The organism is Campylobacter canadensis, assembly GCF_013177655.1.
GTDB classification, from domain to species: Bacteria; Campylobacterota; Campylobacteria; order Campylobacterales; family Campylobacteraceae; genus Campylobacter_E; species Campylobacter_E canadensis.
This window is the reverse complement of the sequence record NZ_CP035946.1, coordinates 1,822,935-1,839,029: the sequence shown is the minus strand read 5'-3', so window position 1 is coordinate 1,839,029 and position 16,095 is coordinate 1,822,935. Positions and strand designations below refer to the sequence as shown.

Genomic DNA, 16,095 nt, shown 5'->3' with positions numbered 1-16,095 from the left:
TTTATTCTCCTTTTAAATGTTTGTTTAATGCTGCGCTTATTGCTGCTATGCTTTCATCTTTATTTGTTTTTTCATCATTTTTTATTTTTTCTAGTAATTTTTGCATATTATTTTCTACATAACTTGTATCAAAAAAGCCTTTTCTAAATTCTCTACTCTTTGCGATTGCTAATAAAAATGGAATTATTGTTTTTACACCTTCAATAGAAAATTCTTCCAAAGCTCTTTCTAGTTTATTTACTGCTAAATCATAACTTGTTGCTTTTACTATTAATTTTGCTATTAGTGAATCATAAAAAGGTGGAATTACATAATCTTTATAAATATGGCTATCAACCCTAACTGATGGCCCTAAGGCAGGATAATAAGCACTTATTAAGCCTGGTGTTGGGCTAAAATTATTCCATACATTTTCAGCATTAATTCTAGCTTCAATTGCAAAACCATATGGCTTTATATCGCTTTGTTCTAAATCAAGTATTTCTCCTGCTGCATAGCGAATTTGCCTTACTACTAAATCAACGCCCGTTATTTCTTCGCTAACTGCGTGTTCTACTTGAATTCTTGTATTCATTTCCATAAAATAAAATCTATTGTAATCATCAAGTAAAAATTCTACCGTTCCTGCATTTGTATAACCTGCTGCCTTTGCGGCTGCAATGGCACTTACACCCATTATTTTTCTTAAATGTTCGCTTAAATAAGGGCTTGGGGCGATTTCTATAATTTTTTGATGTCTTCTTTGAATTGAGCAATCTCTTTCACATAAATGAATTATATTGCCGTAATTATCAGCTAGAATTTGAAATTCAATATGTCTTGGATTTTCAATTAGCTTTTCCATAAAAACTTCATCGTTATTAAAATAAGCTTTAGCTTCTTTTTTGCAGTGTTCAAGGCTTTCTTCTAATTTTTCTTCACTCCAAACTTCTTTAATTCCTCTACCACCTCCACCGCCACTAGCTTTTAAAATTACAGGATAGCCAATTTTTAATGCTTTTTCTTTTATTTCTTCTATGCTGCAATTATTTAAAGCCTTTGTGCCTGGAACGATTGGAATTCCATTTTTTTGCATTAATTCTCTTGCTATGTTTTTATTACCCATTTTTTTAATTACTTCAGCCTTTGGTCCAATGAAAATTAAGCCTGAATCTTCTACTAATTTTGCAAATTCATAATTTTCACTTAAAAAGCCATATCCTGGGTGTATTGCATCTGCTTTGCACTCTTTTACAATTTGTACTATTTTTTGTGCATCAAGGTAGCCTTTTATTGCTTCATTACCAATACAATAAGCCTCACTTGCTATTTTTACATGCAAACAATGCTCATCTGGCTTTGTATAAATTGCAACACTTTTTATGTGCAAATCCCTACAGGCTCTTATTATTCTTACTGCTATTTCGCCTCTATTTGCTATTAGAACTTTTTTTATCATTTTGCCTCCTTTTTTTATAATTTTACTAAAAGTTGAGTTAATTTTTTAATATTTTTTAAACTTAATAAATTACTATTCATTTATTAAATATTAAACTAAAGGAGTGTTTATGTTAAATGAATTTGCAAAAGAATGTAAGAAATTCTTAGGCGATAGGCTTTATGATAAATACATATTAAGATTTGCTCATAGTATTGATGCTTCGTGTTATAGATATATTCCAAAATTAGTTTTAAAGGTAAAAAACGAAGAAGAAGTTTGTAAGATTATAAAACTAAGTAATAAATACAATATAGCTCTTACTTTTAAAGGTGCAGGAACTAGCTTAAGCGGACAAGCCTGTTCAAATAGCGTACTTGTTTTAACTATGTATAAAATGAAAGATATTAAAGTAAGTAGCGATTATATAAGTTGTTCTTGTGCTGTAATTGGTGCTGATGCTAATATAGCACTTAAGCATTTAAATAAAAAAATAGGACCAGACCCAGCAACCTTAAATAATGCAAGTATTGGTGGAATTTTTTCTAATAATTCTAGCGGTATGTGTTGTGGAGTGTCTTATAATAGTTATCATACTGTAAAATCAATTAGGGTAATTTTAAATGACGGTTATATTTTAGATACAAGTGATGAAGATAATGTAAATTATTTTATGCATACTCATTCAGATATGGTTAATAAAATATATAATTTAAGAGAAGAAATAATACAAGATGAAGAGCTAGTAAAAAACATTGAAAGAAAATATAAAATCAAAAACACCACAGGTTATAGCATTAATGCTTTGAGTGATTTTAGCAATATAGTTGATATTTTAAATCATATTTTTATTGGTGCTGAAGGGACTTTAGGCTTTGTTAGCAAGGTGGAATATTATTTGGTTGATGATTATTTTCATAAGACTTGTGCTTTAATTTTTTATAAGAATTTAAGCCTAGCTGCAAAGGCTGTTAATATTCTTGCAGAAAATAAAAATAAAGTAAGTGCAGCAGAGCTTATGGATTATGCTTGTTTAAAATCAGTTAGCCATTTAGAAGATATGCCAGAGCAATTAAATGATATTAAAGAAGGAAATTGCTGTATTTTAGTGCAATTAGAATCAAATTCTAAAGAGCAATTAGAAAAAAATGTGCAATTTATTACAAAGGCTCTTAGTGTAGTTAATGATTTGTTTGGAATTAATTTTTCTTATGATGAGAAAATTTGTGAAAATTGGTGGAAGGTTAGAAAGGCTTTATTGCCAATTTGTGCAAAGCAAAGAGAGGCAAAAAGTACAATAATTACCGAAGATGTTTGCTTTACAATGCAGACTTTTGAAGAAGGTATTAATGAAATATCAATGCTATTTAAAAAACATAATTTTAATGGTATTATTTTTGGACACGCTTTGAGCTTTAATGTGCATTTTATAATTAGTGTTGTTTTAGATGATGAAAAATCTTCTAAGAATTTTGCAAATTTTATTGATGATTTAGCAGTGATGGTATGCAAGTTAGATGGTAGCATAAAAGCAGAACACGGAACTGGTCGTATGATGGCTCCTTTTGTTGAGATGGAATGGGGCAAAAAAGCTTATGAAATAAATAAAAAAATAAAAAATATTTTTGATAGTAAAAATTTATTTAACCCTGATGTTATTATTAGCGATGATAGGCAAATTCATCTTAAAAATCTAAAACCTTCGCATGAAATTGATGAATATTTGCAATATTGTATGGAGTGTGGTTTTTGTGAAAAAGTATGCCCTAGCAAAAATTTAAGCCTAAGTCCAAGACAAAGAATAGCGGTAAAAAAAGAAATAGCTAGATTAAAGCAACTAAATACTAAAAATAAAGAAGAACAAGAGCAATTAGAACAATTATTAAAAGATTATGAATATTATGCAATAAATACTTGCGCACAATGTTCTATGTGTGCTAGTGCTTGTCCGTTAGAGATTAATAGTGCAAATATTGCTGATGAATATAAAAATTCTCATTCAAAGGGCTTATTTTTAGCAAATAAAATCGCACAAAATTTAAAAACAACAAGTTTTTATACAAAAAAAGCTTTAAAGGTGGTAAATTGGTTAAATAAAAAAGATTTTTTAAGCCAAACTTCAATAGCTTTTAATGTTATTTTTAAAACAGCTATTTTGCCTACAAATATGCTAAATGCAAATGATTATAAATTAAATAGCAAAGATTATAATTTTACTAATAATGTTGTTTATTTTAGTTCTTGTTTAAATAGGCTTTTTAAGATTGAAAAAAATAAGAGTATTCAAGAAGTTTTTGAGAATTTATGCAAGAAGGCTAAGATAAATTGTATTTATCCAGAAGATATTGAAGAATTATGTTGTTCTAAGGCTTTTAAGGATTATTCTTTAAAAAAAGATATGTTTGATATTGCTAAAAAAAGTTTAACTTCTTTGTTAAAGGCAAGTAAAGATGGAAGAATAATTATTGTAAGCGACCATAGTGCTTGTAGCGCTCAAATGCTTGATAATTTAAAAAAATATCCAGAATTTAAAAAATTAAAAATTATGGATATGCAAAGCTACATAGTTAAACATATTTTACATAAATTAAAAATTAGAGCAATTGATGAAAACATAGGGATTTATTCAGTTTGTGCTAGTAAAAAAAATAATTGGACTAGCGATATTAAAACAATAGCAAAAAGTTGCACAAAGGCAAATATTTATGAGCATACAAACACTTTTTGTTGTGCTTTTGCAGGCAATAAAGGCTTTATTAGACCAGAGTTAAATAAAAGCGCCTTAGAAGATTTTACAGAATATTTTTCTACTAAGAAGGTAAAAAAGATTTATTCTACTTCAAGCACCTGTGAGCTTGGAATATCTTTTAATACAAATATTAAGTGTGAAAATATAATATATTTATTAGACGAGCTAAGCTAAGTTTAATAAATGTTATTGCTTAATTTAAGCTTATAAATGCTTTGTAATTAAAGAGCTATCTTGTATATTTTAAAGATAGCTAGGCTATATTTACAAAAAGTACTGCATTTGTGTATATAAAATAAAGTTAGTTTTATTAGCTTAAACCTTAATAATCTTTTATTGCTTGATTTAAGCTTTGTAAATGCTTTGTAATTAAAGAGCTTGGTTGTATGATTTTTATATAAGGCAGCCAAGTTCTAACAAATCTTAAAATTTCTAAATCTCTTGTGTATTTTACTTCTATTGTTAGCGGATTGTAGCTTTTTATAACTTGATGTTTAAAGAAGTTTTTCATATCATCTTGAAAATATTTTTCTATTGATTTGTGTATTTGTAAAATAGCTATTTTAGGCTCTACATCATACAAACTTAAAGAATTATTCATTTTGCTTAGTTTTCTTTTAACGCTATCGTACTCATCAAAATAATGTCTTTTTGTGCTAATGTTAATACTTTCAATAAAACTAATTCTTTTTAAATTCGTTTGCTCTTCTTCTTTTATTAGGGCGTAAAAATTCTTATCGCTATAAACTATCATTAAAAAAATCGCATTGTTAATTTCAGGGCTATGCTTCATTTTTAAATTAACACAATATCTTTTTTCTTTTGCTTCTAATAAGGTTTGAATTAACATATATTCTTTTAGTTTTAAATCACTATCTAAAAAAGGATTATCAAGCATAAAAAAACTTTTATTAAAATCTAAATAACTTTTTTCATTAAGCCTATTTAGTTCATATTCACATATTTTTTTATTTTCTTCGTTTGAAATGCTTTTGTAATAATTTTTAATTATTAGCTCTTCGTAACTATGTTTGCAGTCGTTAAAATATTTTATATGCTCTTCTAAAATATCTTCTTTTATTTTATATAAATGCGTTTTGCCTTGTTTTAATCTTATTAGCTTGTTTTGATGTACATTTAGGATTTGTTGAATATGGTAGTTGAATTTTTGTCTGTTTGTATTTAGGCGTTTGCATAAACTAACCCCTGTTATTCCTTCGTCTTTAGCTTCATAAATTAATTTAATTATTTGATTTAATAAAGAATTTAATTCAGTTTTATTTGCCATTTTTAATCCTTAGAATATATTTATTTTAAATGCTATTATTAATAATACCCCCCCCCTAACTTAAACTAAACTTCAAAAATATTAAAGGGGGGTAAAAATGCTAAAGTTTATTTATTTTGTGTCCGTTTATGTAAGACTGAAAATAATTTTTAAAGCATATTTGTATTTTTTTCTTGCTTTTTTCTTTCTTTTTCTTTTAATGCTTTGTTTATTCTTACTTCAAAATCCTTAGTGTAATAAGATAGGCTAAGAGAAAAACTCATATGCATTGCTTCTAGTTTAATGATTTGATTTTTATCACTAAATTCAACAATTTTATCTCCTACAAAGGGTTCAACGCTTGAAGTTATTTTGTATTTTGATTGTAAAGATTGTTTTAGATTTTTAAAATTATCTTTATTATTAAAGCTAATAGCAGCATATTCTAAAACCTTATCATCATTAAAACCAAGCACAAGAGTGCTTATATTATCCATCATTTTGCAATTATTAAATTCTAAATAATAACCATTGTTTTTATAAACGCCATCAATAAATTGTGATTTTGAGTATTCTTTATTGCAATCTAGCACATTTAAAGCATCATCAATTGTGCTTTTTGAAAGCTCTAAACCAAAAGGACCTGCAGCTAAAAGTGCTGAACTTAATATTGTTAAAATTGATATTTTTTTCATTTAAAACTCCTTAAGTAAATTAAAATCGGAGTTTAAAAAAAATAAGTCCATTTAAGTAAGACTCAAATAAAAAGTGCTAAAAAAATTAGCACTTAGAAAATTTTAATTAATTTTAAGAAGAGTTTTTTAAATAAACTTGGTTTTTGTTTTGTTAAATATTCAATAATATCTTTTTTTGCAAACATCAAAGCAAAAGAATAAGGAGTCATTCCTAAGCCTTGATTTTCATTAATATTTGCCCCGTTTTCTACGAGCAATTTTACCATTTGTAAATTTCCTTTAAAACAAACCCCTGCTAAAGGAGTTTGCCCTTTATCGTTTTTTAAATCCACTTGTGCGCCGTGTTCAAGTAACATTTTTGCACATTCATAAGAGCCATTGTATGTTGCAAGCATTAAAAGAGTATTTCCACGATAATCTTTAAAATCAACGCAAAAACCAGCCTTTATCATTGATAAAAGCTGATTTACTTCATTATTTCTTGCAAAATTGCAAGCCATTTTGCATAACTCATCATATCTTGCTAATTCTTCATTGCTTACTTGCATAATGCTTTTTTTACTCCATTAGCATAATCAGGGTGAATTAATTCAAAATGTTTTAATGCTTTATTTATTATTTCTTCTTTTACACCTTGCATTGAAGCTGCAATATTTTTAAATAATCTTTGCTTTTCATCTTCAGGCATAATGTTAAATAAATTTCTTGGTTGTGTGTAATAATCATTATCTACAGCCTTGTAGCGATTTGCATTACCTTTTATTACTAAATCAGGTTCTAAATACATTTCATTTTCAACCGCTCCACCTAAAGTATTTGGCTCGTAATAAGCACCATTTACTAAATTATCTCCAATACCAAAATTCATAGCACCAGCAACATTATAAGTATTTACTTCGCTTTTTGCACGATTAACAGGTAGTTGATGATAATTTGCACCTAAGCGGTATCTTTGTGCATCAGGATAAGAAAAAATTCTTGCTTGAAGCATTTTATCAGGGCTAAAGCCAATTCCAGGAACTATGTTGCTAGGGCTAAATGCAGCTTGTTCAACCTCGTTAAAATAATTTTGTGGATTTTTATTTAAAATCATTTCCCCAACTTCAATTAAAGGCGCTATTTTATGAGGCCAAACCTTTGTTAAATCAAAAGGATTAAATTCTAATTTACTTGCTTGTTCTTCGCTTAGAATTTGTATTTTTACACTCCATTTAGGAAAATTACCTTTTTCAATATTTTCATATAAATCTCTTTGATGAGATTCTCTATCTTTTGCTATTATTTGCTCTGCTTCTTCGTTTGTTAAGCACTTAATTCCTTGCTTGGTTTTAAAGTGAAACTTAACCCAAAATCTTTCATTATTACTATTTATAAATGAATAAGTATGAGAACCATAGCCGTTCATATTACGATATGATGCAGGAATTCCTCTATCACTCATAAGAATTGTTACTTGGTGCAAACTTTCAGGGCAAAGTGTCCAAAAGTCCCAAGCAGCATTAGCACACCTTAAATGAGTTTTAGGATTACGCTTTTGAGTATGAATAAAATCAGGGAATTTATAAGCATCTCTTAAAAAGAATGTTGGAGTATTGTTTCCTACTAAATCCCACACGCCTTCTTTTGTGTAAAACTTAATCGCAAAGCCACGCACATCTCTTTCAGCATCGGCTGCACCAGCTTCGCCTGCAACGGTTGAAAATCTTAATAATAATGGAGTTTTTTCACCTTTTTGAAAAACTTTTGCTTTAGTGTATTTTGAAATATCTTCAGTAATTACTAATTCACCATAAGCAGCACTTCCTTTTGCATGAACTGCACGCTCTGGAATTCTTTCTCTATTTTGATGAGCTAATTTTTCTATTAGCTGATAATCTTGTAATAAAAGTGGTCCTAATTCACCCGCACTAAGTGAGTTTTGATTAGATGCGATTGGATTACCAAAATCTGTTGTTAATTGTTTCATTTTCTCTCCTTTTTTGATTTAAAGAGAAAATAATAATTATAAAAAGATATTTTTTAGTAAATAATAAAAATTATTATTTAAAATTTTTTTTCTATTTAATAAAATTAATTTATTAATTTACTTTTTTGCCATTTTTTACTATGCCACATTAATAAATTAAATAAAGCTTTAAAACATTCTTCGCATAAAAATGCAAGATAAATTCCAAATAATTTAAAATCAATAATTTGTGTAAAAAAATAAGCTAGAGGTATGCAAACAAAGCATATTGAAATAAGGCTAAGATAAAAACAAAAATCAGTTTTAGCACTGGCTTTTAAAGCATTGCTTAAAACTATATTAAAAGCCTTTGCAAATTCTAAAAAAAATAAAAGATAAAAAAGACTTGAAATTATATTAATTAAGTCGCTATTTAGATTAAAAAGCAAATAAAGTTTTTCTTTTAATAAAAATAATATTAAAGAATAAATTAAACTTATAATTAAGGCTATTTTTAATGCTTTGTAAGTATGTAAATATGCTTTTTGCATTTTATTTGCACCAATCATTCTTGCAATTATAATTTCATTTGCAACGCTTAAGGCTAAACTTGCAGTAAAAACAAAGAATAAAAGCTGGAAAAATATACTTTGAGTGCTAAGATATCTTTCACCAAGCAAAGCTATAAAGGATAAAATAATAATATATTCAAAAGAATAGCAAATATTTTCTAAAGCGCTAAAAGAACCTGTTTTTAAAATCTTTATTAAAATTTCTTTATCGCTATTAAAAAATAGTTTTAAATATAATTTTAAATTTGCAATTTTAAAAAAAACAAAAAGATAAAAAAAGAGATTAAATAATCTAGCAATTACGCTAGAAATTGCAACACCAAGTAAGGATAATTCAAAATAATACAAAAATAAAGCATTTAAAATAATATTAATTATATTCATAAAAAAAGAAGCATACATTAATTCTTTTGTTTTTGCATAAGACCTTAAAATAGAAGAAAAAGCAATATTAATACAATCAATTAAAATAACATAATTTATAATTTTTAAGTACATTAATGATAAAGAAAATATACTTTTAGGTGTATTCAAGCTTGTTAATAAAAATTCAGCAAAGCAATTTATAAAAATAAATAAAATTATGCCTAAAATTAGATTAAATAATAAAGCAATATGACTTGCCTTTGTTGCTAAATTATACTTTTTTGCTCCTAAAGCTTGTGTGATATAAATACTAGAGCCTACAGCAAAAAAAGTAAATAAACTTGAGCTTAGTATAAAAATTTGATTAGCACAGCTCATAGCTGCAAGCAATGTTATTTCATACCTGCTAATCATAACAGTATTTATAATCATTGAAAAAAATCTTAGTAACATTTCAAAATATGTATTAATTGTTAATTTTTTAAAATCTAATTCTTTATTCATAATTTTTATTTTAACATAAAAAATTTATTTTGATAATCTTTATTTAAAATAAAAAAATACAAGAAAATAAGTAATTTTAATTTTTATTTAAGTTAAACAAGCTATTATTCAACCTTTATGTTTTTTAACAAACTTCATTTTGTCTTGTTAGCTCAGTCGGTAGAGCATTTCACTTTTAATGAAGGGGTCGTTGGTTCGAATCCAACACAGGACACCATTTTTTTTACTCTTTAGGGTTTGACCCTTTCGTCTAGTTTTGGCTCAGGACGCCAATCTCTCTGTTTGGTAACGAAAGTTCAAATCTTTCAAGGGTCGCCATCGGTCGCTTAGCTCAGTTGGTAGAGCGCCACCCTTACAAGGTGGATGTCATAAGTTCGAGTCTTATAGCGACCACCACTCCTTTATATTTAAATTTAGGTGCGGCGGTAGTTCAGCTGGTTAGAATATCGGCCTGTCACGCCGGAGGTCGCGGGTTCGAGCCCCGTCCGCCGCGCCATTTAAAATTTTTCAAATTTTTTTAGCTATTTAAAGTAATTTTAAAATTGATTTTATATAATCACAGCTTTTTATTTTCAAAAAAGGATATGTTATGAAAAAAGATATTCATCCAGATTATTTAGATTGCACCGTAACTTGTGCTTGCGGCAATACTTTTGTTACAAAGTCAAATAAGGCTGAACTTAGAGTAGATATTTGTTCAAACTGCCATCCGTTTTTTACAGGTAGTGAAAAAATTGTTGATTCTGCTGGTAGAGTTGAGAAATTTAAGAAAAAATATTCTATGCAATAATGCTTTATTTTATTCCTACTCCTATAGGAAATTTAGGTGATATTACTTTTAGAAGTTTAGAAATTCTTAAAGAAAGTGATATTATATTTTGTGAAGATGTAAGGATTTGCAAAAGTCTTCTTAATTTATTAGAAAAGAGATTTAATTTAGCTTTTAAAAATAAAGTTTTTTATTCCTTACACTCTCATAATGAAAATAAATTTGATTTTTCTAAAATTGATTTTTCTTTAACTTGTGCATATTTAAGTGATGCAGGAATGCCAGCAATAAGCGACCCAGGTAGTGTTTTAGTGCAATACGCACAAAAAAATAATATTGAATATTATGTCTTACCAGGTGCAAATGCGGCCTTGTGTGCTATTGTTAAAAGTGGATTTTTAAAACAGCAATTTATTTTTTATGGTTTTTTAAATATTAAAAAAAATCGTGAAAACGAGCTAATAAATGTAATGAATTTAAATTACCCAGTAATTTTATATGAAGCGCCAAGTAGAATTGAGCAATTAATAAATCAAATAGCAAAAATCAATCCCGATAAAGAATTGTTTTTAATAAAAGAAATCACAAAACTACACGAAAAACATTTTAAAAATAAAGCAGCTTTTTTAGCCCAAAGTTTAAAAAATGAAAATCTTAATGGAGAATGGGTTGTGATTATTAATAATGAAAATTCTAACGATATTGCAAGAATATGCCAAGAAGATATATTGTGTTTAGATATTGCACCTAAAATTAAAGCAAAATTATTAAGCAAAATTAATAATAAAAGTATAAAAGAAAATTATGAGAGTTTAAAATGTTGATATACGGAAAACAAGTGTTTTTTTATTATTTAAATAAGCACAAAGATAAAATACAAGAGATTTATTTAGCAAAGGAATGCGATAAAAAAACCTTTGCCTTAATTCAAAAAAGTGGTAAAAAAATTACAAAATTAGATTTTTTAAAGGCTCAAGCCTTAGCAAAAGGAGCTAATCATCAAGGTTTTTTAGCCTTAGTTGATGATTATGAATTTTGTGATATTAAAGAGTTAAAAAAAGCAAAAAATATAGTTGTCTTAAATGCTTTAAGCGATGTTGGAAATATTGGAGCTATTGTAAGAAGTGCTTATGCTTTAGGTTTTTGCGGTGCGATTTGTTGTGAAAATAATGTAAATTTAAGTGCAATTTTAAGAAGTAGTGCTGGTGCTTTAGCTGATTTTAAATTAGCAAAAAGTCAAGATATTATGAGCGTGATTAATGAATTTAGGCAGTTAGGATTTAATATTATTTGTGCAAATAATAGCGAAAATGCAATTAGCCATAAAAATATGCAATTTAAAGACAAAAATGTGCTAATATTAGGTAGTGAAGGCGAAGGTTTAGCAAATAAGATAATTAAAAGCTGCGATTATGAGGTTAAAATTAAAATGAGTAATGATTTTGACAGCTTAAATGTAAGCAATGCTTTTGCTATTTTAGCAGATAGGATTATAAATGGAAATTGAAGAATTAAGACAGATACCATTAAAAGAAATTGCTAAAAAAACTCAATTAGATGAGCATAATATAAAAGCGATTTTGGATAAAGATTTTGAGAAATTGGCTAATGTTAATGTTTATATGAATCTTAAAATTTTACAAAGAGAATTTAATGTAGATTTTACTGATTTTAAGCAAGAGTATGAAAGTCATAGAGTAGATACTAATAATCATAAATTAAAAATTCAACCTGTGTTATTGCATTATAACAATTCTAATTCTAGGTCATCTAGTGGCTTTATTAGCTATTTTATACTTTTAGTATTTTTATGTGTTGTTGCAGTTGGGATTTATTATTTTATAGAAAACCAAAATCAAAATTATGAAAAAACTCAAGAAAATATAAGCATAAGCAATGTTAGTAAAGAAGATAGTGTAGAAGAAAATAAAGAAGAACTTAAAAATCAAATTGAAGAAACAGAAAATAATTTAAGCGAAGAAGCAATAAAAAAAAATGATGAAAAAATAAATTCTCAAGAGCAAAATCAACAAAACAAAGAAGAAAATACACAAAGCGTAAATGAAACTCAAAATACAAATCAAACACAAGAGAATTTAGCGCAAAAAATAGATGATGAAGAAAAGAAAGAAAATGCTAATAACACAGAAGAATTAGCTGAAAATAAAAGCGAAATTCAAGGAGAAAAGCAAGAAGAAAAACAAGAAGAAAAAAAAGTAGAAGTAACTACACAAGATAATGTTTTAGTAATAATCCCGCATCAAAAAATTTGGATGAGCATAAAAGATTTAAATGAAAAAATTAACAAAAACTATCTTTTAGAAAAGAAAATAGAGCTAAATACAAATTCTTTAATATTTTTAGGAAAAAATAATTATGATTTATATTTAAATCAAAATAAAATTGAAATTCCTGCTAATAAAGACGGTAGATATTTGATATTTAAGGATAATAAAGTTGAGTTTTTAACTCGTGTAGAATTTAATAAAATAGATAAAATGAGTAAGTAAAATGCGTATTTTATGTATAATTTTGTGCTTTATTACTTTTGTAAATGCAAAGAGTAGTTTTGAAATAGCAAAGCAGTTAGTAAATGATGATAGTAAAATTGAAAAATTAAAATTGTTATTTGCAAAAGATTCGTATATGATAAATAACAGAGCTGATATTAAAGCGATTAATCAGATTTTAAAAATGAATTCTTTATTGCAGTATAATTTTGCTAATGCAAAAAATATATCTTTAACCTTTAACACAAAGGCAAATGCTACTTTATTTTTTAAAATAATTTCAATTGTTTTTGAGCAAATTGGAGTAAATTATTATGAAATAAGCTCTTTTGATAGAGTAGATGATAATATTAGCATTAGTTTTAATATTAATTCAAAATATGCTATTGACATTGGCTTGGTGTATGATGAGCTTAAAAATATGAATGTTTTTATTGATGATATTTATAGATATGGTTCTAATTTTATTTATAATTTAGATTTTAATAAAGCAGTTTTGAATGCTGATTTTATACTAGATAATCAAGATAATAAAAGCCTTAATTTAAGCAAACCTTTACAAGATTATTTTATACGCTTAGTTGATGTAAAACAGCTTATAATTAGTGCTTCAGATTATGATATTTGGTATCCTAAAATAGAATTTTTAGATGAGAATTTAAATTTAATTCAGGCATATTCTCAAGAAAATAAAACAAAAAGTTTAACAATAAATGTGCCTTATAATTGTAAGTTTGTAAATATAAGTGATTTATTCACTCTTGATAACATAAAACACGGATTAAACATAGAGGTAAATTAATGAAAATAGCGTTATTAGGTTATGGAGTTGTTGCAAGAGGGGTTGCACAATTAATTGAAGAAAACAAAGAATTAATTAAGCAAAGAATAGGCGAATATATTGAAATTTCTTATGTTTTAGTTAAAAGTTTTAAAAGCGATTGCCCTTACAAGCAAAGCACAGATATTAATGAAATTATAAATAGCGATTGCGATGTTGTGTGTGAATTAATAGGTGGAGTTGATAGTGCGTATGAATATATAAAAAAAGCATTAGATAAAAATAAGCATATTGTTACAGCTAACAAAGCCTTGCTTTCAAAACATAAAGCTAGTATTGAGAATTCTTTAAAAGACGGTCAATATTTTGGATATGAAGCCAGTGTTGCAGGTGGGATTCCTATAATTAAAATTATCAAAGAAGGACTTAGCGCAAATAGATTTTTAAGCCTTAAAGCTATTTTAAATGGAACTAGTAATTTTATTTTAACTAAAATGCAAAATGACAATTTAAATTACGACGATGCTTTAAAAATGGCACAAGAATTAGGCTACGCAGAAGCTAATCCGTATTTAGATGTAAGCGGTTTTGATGCTGCGCATAAGTTAAATATTTTAGCATCTTTAGCTTATGGAGTTGATGCAAAAGAAGAAAATTTATTAGTTCAAGGTATTGAAAATATAGATAAACTAGATTTTTATTTTGCAAAGGAATTTGATTATTGCATAAAATTATTAGCAATAGCAAAGGAAAACAATGGCTTTTTAGAATTAAGAGTGCATCCTACCTTTATTAGTAAAGATAATATTTTAGCTTCAGTAAATTATTCAAAAAACGCAATTTTAATTGATGATAATGCTTTAGGAGATAGTCTTTATTATGGTGCTGGTGCTGGTGGTAAGCAAACTGCTAGTGCTATTTTAAGCGATTTAATGCAAATTAATATAAGAAAAAATAGAAAAATGCTAGGTTATGAAACTAAAAGCAATATGGCTATTTTACAAAAAGAAAATATAGTTACAAAATATTATTTAAGAATGAAGGTTTTAGATAAAATAGGTGTTTTAAAAGAAATCGCAAGTTTTATGAGCGATGAAAACATAAGCATCGATTCATTAATGCAAAGAGCAAATTCTAAAGATGAAAAAAATATTTTTATTATTACTCATAAAGCTAGTGAAATAGCTATAAATAAGCTTATTTCTAAGTTAGAAAAATGTTCTTTTATTAAAGATAAAATAAATTTAATAAGAATTGAAGAGTAATCATTTAACAAAAATAATTATTATTTGAAAAAAGATTATTTTTGTCTTTTATTAAAGAAAGGAATAAAAAATGCGTGAAATTTATTTAGATAATAACGCTACAACGATGATAGACCCAGAAGTTTTTAATTTAATGCAACCATTTTTACAACAAACTTATGGAAATCCAAATTCACTACATCGTTTTGGCCAAGCAACACACAAGGCTTTAAATGAAGCGCTTAATAAATTATATGATGGTTTAGGCGCAAGCGAACTTGATGATATTATAGTTACTTCTTGTGCAACTGAAAGTATAAATTGGGTTATGAAAGGTATTTATTTTGATGAAATTTTAAACAAAGAAAAAAATGAAATTATTACCTCAAGCGTAGAACACCCAGCTGTTTTAGCATCTTTAAATTTTTTAGAAAAAAAATTAGGAGTAAAGGTTACTTATTTACCTGTTAATAGCGAAGGTACCTGTAATGTAGAAGATTTAAAAGATGCAATTAGCGATAAAACTGCTTTAGTAAATATTATGTGGGCAAATAATGAAACTGGTATGATTTTTCCAATAAAAGAATGTGCAAGTATTGCTCACGAACACAATGCTTTATTTCATACTGACGCAACTCAAGCAGTAGGAAAAATTAGAGTAAATTTTAAAGAAGTCGGAGTTGATTATGCTTCTTTTTCAGCACATAAATTCCACGGTCCAAAAGGAGTTGGCGGACTTTATATTAGGCAAGGATTAAAACTTACTTCTTTATTGCACGGTGGAGAACATATGGGCGGAAGAAGAAGTGGAACGCTAAATGTAGCAGGAATTGTAGGAATGGCAGAGGCTTTAAGATTAGCTAATCTTATGCTAAATTATGAAAATTCTCATATTCGCAAATTAAGAGATAAGCTTGAAGATGAGATTTTAAAAATAGACGATGTTAGTGTTATTGGCAATAGAGATAATCGTGTACCAAACACTATTTTAGCAAGTATTAAAGGTGTTGAAGGCGAGGCTATGCTTTGGGATTTAAACAAAAATGGTATAGCAGCTAGTACGGGCAGTGCTTGTGCTTCAGAAGCTCTTGAAAGCAATCCGATTATGGAAGCAATAGGAGCTGCACCTGATTTAGCACACACAGCTTTAAGACTTAGTTTAAGCCGTTTTAATACAGAAGATGAAATAGATTTTGCAGCAGAACAAATAAAAAAAGCTGCAAACAGATTAAGAGAAATTTCAAGCACTTACGCTTACAGCCCAAAGGAGATGTAA

The 16,095-nt window shown here is 27.2% G+C and carries 14 protein-coding genes and 4 tRNA genes; 12 read left to right on the top strand and 6 right to left on the bottom strand.

Annotation, left to right across the window (positions count from 1 at the left end; translation table 11 throughout):
* Position 1: 1 nt before the first annotated feature.
* Positions 2–1,438 (bottom strand): acetyl-CoA carboxylase subunit A, encoded by a 1,437-nt coding sequence (locus CCANL266_RS08890; RefSeq protein ID WP_172234131.1) that lies wholly within the window; start codon positions 1,436–1,438, stop codon positions 2–4.
* A gap of 109 nt (positions 1,439–1,547) precedes the next feature.
* On the opposite strand from CCANL266_RS08890, the gene CCANL266_RS08885 reads away from it, so the two are divergent.
* Positions 1,548–4,340 carry an FAD-binding and (Fe-S)-binding domain-containing protein gene (locus tag CCANL266_RS08885; protein WP_172234129.1) on the top strand — a complete coding sequence of 931 codons (2,793 nt, stop codon included), beginning with the start codon at positions 1,548–1,550 and terminating at the stop codon, positions 4,338–4,340.
* A 148-nt stretch (positions 4,341–4,488) separates the two neighbouring features.
* Here the strand turns inward: CCANL266_RS08885 and CCANL266_RS08880 are convergent, their stop codons facing one another.
* From CCANL266_RS08880 to CCANL266_RS08860, 5 genes are all read right to left on the bottom strand, one after another.
* Positions 4,489–5,454, bottom strand: coding sequence for a WYL domain-containing protein (locus CCANL266_RS08880; RefSeq protein WP_172234127.1), 966 nt, complete (start codon positions 5,452–5,454; stop codon positions 4,489–4,491).
* Between the two features lie 149 nt (positions 5,455–5,603).
* A complete protein-coding gene (locus CCANL266_RS08875) occupies positions 5,604–6,128 on the bottom strand; it encodes a hypothetical protein (RefSeq protein WP_172234125.1) in 525 nt (174 codons plus the stop codon).
* Between the two features lie 92 nt (positions 6,129–6,220).
* Positions 6,221–6,679 carry an ankyrin repeat domain-containing protein gene (locus tag CCANL266_RS08870; protein ID WP_172234447.1) on the bottom strand — a complete coding sequence of 153 codons (459 nt, stop codon included), beginning with the start codon at positions 6,677–6,679 and terminating at the stop codon, positions 6,221–6,223.
* Positions 6,667–8,094: a catalase gene (locus tag CCANL266_RS08865; protein ID WP_172234123.1), complete on the bottom strand. Its 1,428-nt coding sequence runs from the start codon at positions 8,092–8,094 to the stop codon at positions 6,667–6,669. The genes CCANL266_RS08870 and CCANL266_RS08865 overlap by 13 nt, the downstream gene beginning before the upstream one ends.
* Positions 8,095–8,198: 104 nt before the next feature.
* Complete coding sequence (locus CCANL266_RS08860) at positions 8,199–9,515, bottom strand: MATE family efflux transporter (protein WP_172234121.1); 1,317 nt, start codon at positions 9,513–9,515, stop codon at positions 8,199–8,201.
* Positions 9,516–9,656: 141 nt separating this feature from the next.
* Between CCANL266_RS08860 and CCANL266_RS08855 the strand changes: the two genes are divergently transcribed.
* The 11 genes from CCANL266_RS08855 to CCANL266_RS08805 all read left to right on the top strand — a co-directional run bounded on the left by CCANL266_RS08855 (position 9,657) and on the right by CCANL266_RS08805 (position 16,095).
* Positions 9,657–9,732 (top strand) — tRNA-Lys (locus CCANL266_RS08855).
* A gap of 22 nt (positions 9,733–9,754) precedes the next feature.
* Positions 9,755–9,833: transfer RNA gene (locus CCANL266_RS08850), tRNA-Glu, on the top strand.
* Positions 9,834–9,835: 2 nt separating this feature from the next.
* Positions 9,836–9,911: transfer RNA gene (locus CCANL266_RS08845), tRNA-Val, on the top strand.
* A gap of 23 nt (positions 9,912–9,934) precedes the next feature.
* Positions 9,935–10,011, top strand: a tRNA-Asp gene (locus tag CCANL266_RS08840).
* A gap of 93 nt (positions 10,012–10,104) precedes the next feature.
* Entirely contained in the window at positions 10,105–10,305 is a 201-nt protein-coding gene (gene rpmE / locus CCANL266_RS08835) for a 50S ribosomal protein L31 (RefSeq protein WP_172234119.1), read from the top strand.
* Positions 10,305–11,108 (top strand): 16S rRNA (cytidine(1402)-2'-O)-methyltransferase, encoded by an 804-nt coding sequence (gene rsmI, locus CCANL266_RS08830; protein WP_172234117.1) that lies wholly within the window; start codon positions 10,305–10,307, stop codon positions 11,106–11,108. Before rpmE ends, rsmI begins: the two co-directional genes overlap by 1 nt.
* Positions 11,102–11,791: a TrmH family RNA methyltransferase gene (locus tag CCANL266_RS08825; RefSeq protein ID WP_172234115.1), complete on the top strand. Its 690-nt coding sequence runs from the start codon at positions 11,102–11,104 to the stop codon at positions 11,789–11,791. Before rsmI ends, CCANL266_RS08825 begins: the two co-directional genes overlap by 7 nt.
* A complete protein-coding gene (locus CCANL266_RS08820; RefSeq protein WP_172234113.1) occupies positions 11,781–12,794 on the top strand; it encodes a hypothetical protein in 1,014 nt (337 codons plus the stop codon). Before CCANL266_RS08825 ends, CCANL266_RS08820 begins: the two co-directional genes overlap by 11 nt.
* Before the next feature lies 1 nt (position 12,795).
* Positions 12,796–13,596, top strand: a complete 801-nt coding sequence (locus CCANL266_RS08815; protein WP_172234111.1) for a hypothetical protein — start codon at positions 12,796–12,798, stop codon at positions 13,594–13,596.
* The gene (locus tag CCANL266_RS08810) at positions 13,596–14,840 is read left to right on the top strand and encodes a homoserine dehydrogenase (protein ID WP_172234109.1); all 1,245 of its coding nucleotides are present in this window, start codon (positions 13,596–13,598) and stop codon (positions 14,838–14,840) included. Before CCANL266_RS08815 ends, CCANL266_RS08810 begins: the two co-directional genes overlap by 1 nt.
* Before the next feature lie 70 nt (positions 14,841–14,910).
* A complete protein-coding gene (locus CCANL266_RS08805) occupies positions 14,911–16,095 on the top strand; it encodes a NifS family cysteine desulfurase (protein ID WP_172234107.1) in 1,185 nt (394 codons plus the stop codon).

Coding starts and splice junctions, on each gene's coding strand:
- CCANL266_RS08825 (WP_172234115.1), top strand. CDS start 11,102: ATGTTGATATACGGAAAACAAGTGTTTTTTTATTATTTAAATAAGCAC.
- rsmI (WP_172234117.1), top strand. CDS start 10,305: ATGCTTTATTTTATTCCTACTCCTATAGGAAATTTAGGTGATATTACT.
- CCANL266_RS08805 (WP_172234107.1), top strand. CDS start 14,911: ATGCGTGAAATTTATTTAGATAATAACGCTACAACGATGATAGACCCA.
- CCANL266_RS08890 (WP_172234131.1), bottom strand. CDS start 1,438: ATGATAAAAAAAGTTCTAATAGCAAATAGAGGCGAAATAGCAGTAAGA.
- CCANL266_RS08885 (WP_172234129.1), top strand. CDS start 1,548: ATGTTAAATGAATTTGCAAAAGAATGTAAGAAATTCTTAGGCGATAGG.
- CCANL266_RS08820 (WP_172234113.1), top strand. CDS start 11,781: ATGGAAATTGAAGAATTAAGACAGATACCATTAAAAGAAATTGCTAAA.
- CCANL266_RS08865 (WP_172234123.1), bottom strand. CDS start 8,094: ATGAAACAATTAACAACAGATTTTGGTAATCCAATCGCATCTAATCAA.
- CCANL266_RS08880 (WP_172234127.1), bottom strand. CDS start 5,454: ATGGCAAATAAAACTGAATTAAATTCTTTATTAAATCAAATAATTAAA.
- CCANL266_RS08875 (WP_172234125.1), bottom strand. CDS start 6,128: ATGAAAAAAATATCAATTTTAACAATATTAAGTTCAGCACTTTTAGCT.
- CCANL266_RS08810 (WP_172234109.1), top strand. CDS start 13,596: ATGAAAATAGCGTTATTAGGTTATGGAGTTGTTGCAAGAGGGGTTGCA.
- rpmE (WP_172234119.1), top strand. CDS start 10,105: ATGAAAAAAGATATTCATCCAGATTATTTAGATTGCACCGTAACTTGT.
- CCANL266_RS08860 (WP_172234121.1), bottom strand. CDS start 9,515: ATGAATAAAGAATTAGATTTTAAAAAATTAACAATTAATACATATTTT.
- CCANL266_RS08815 (WP_172234111.1), top strand. CDS start 12,796: ATGCGTATTTTATGTATAATTTTGTGCTTTATTACTTTTGTAAATGCA.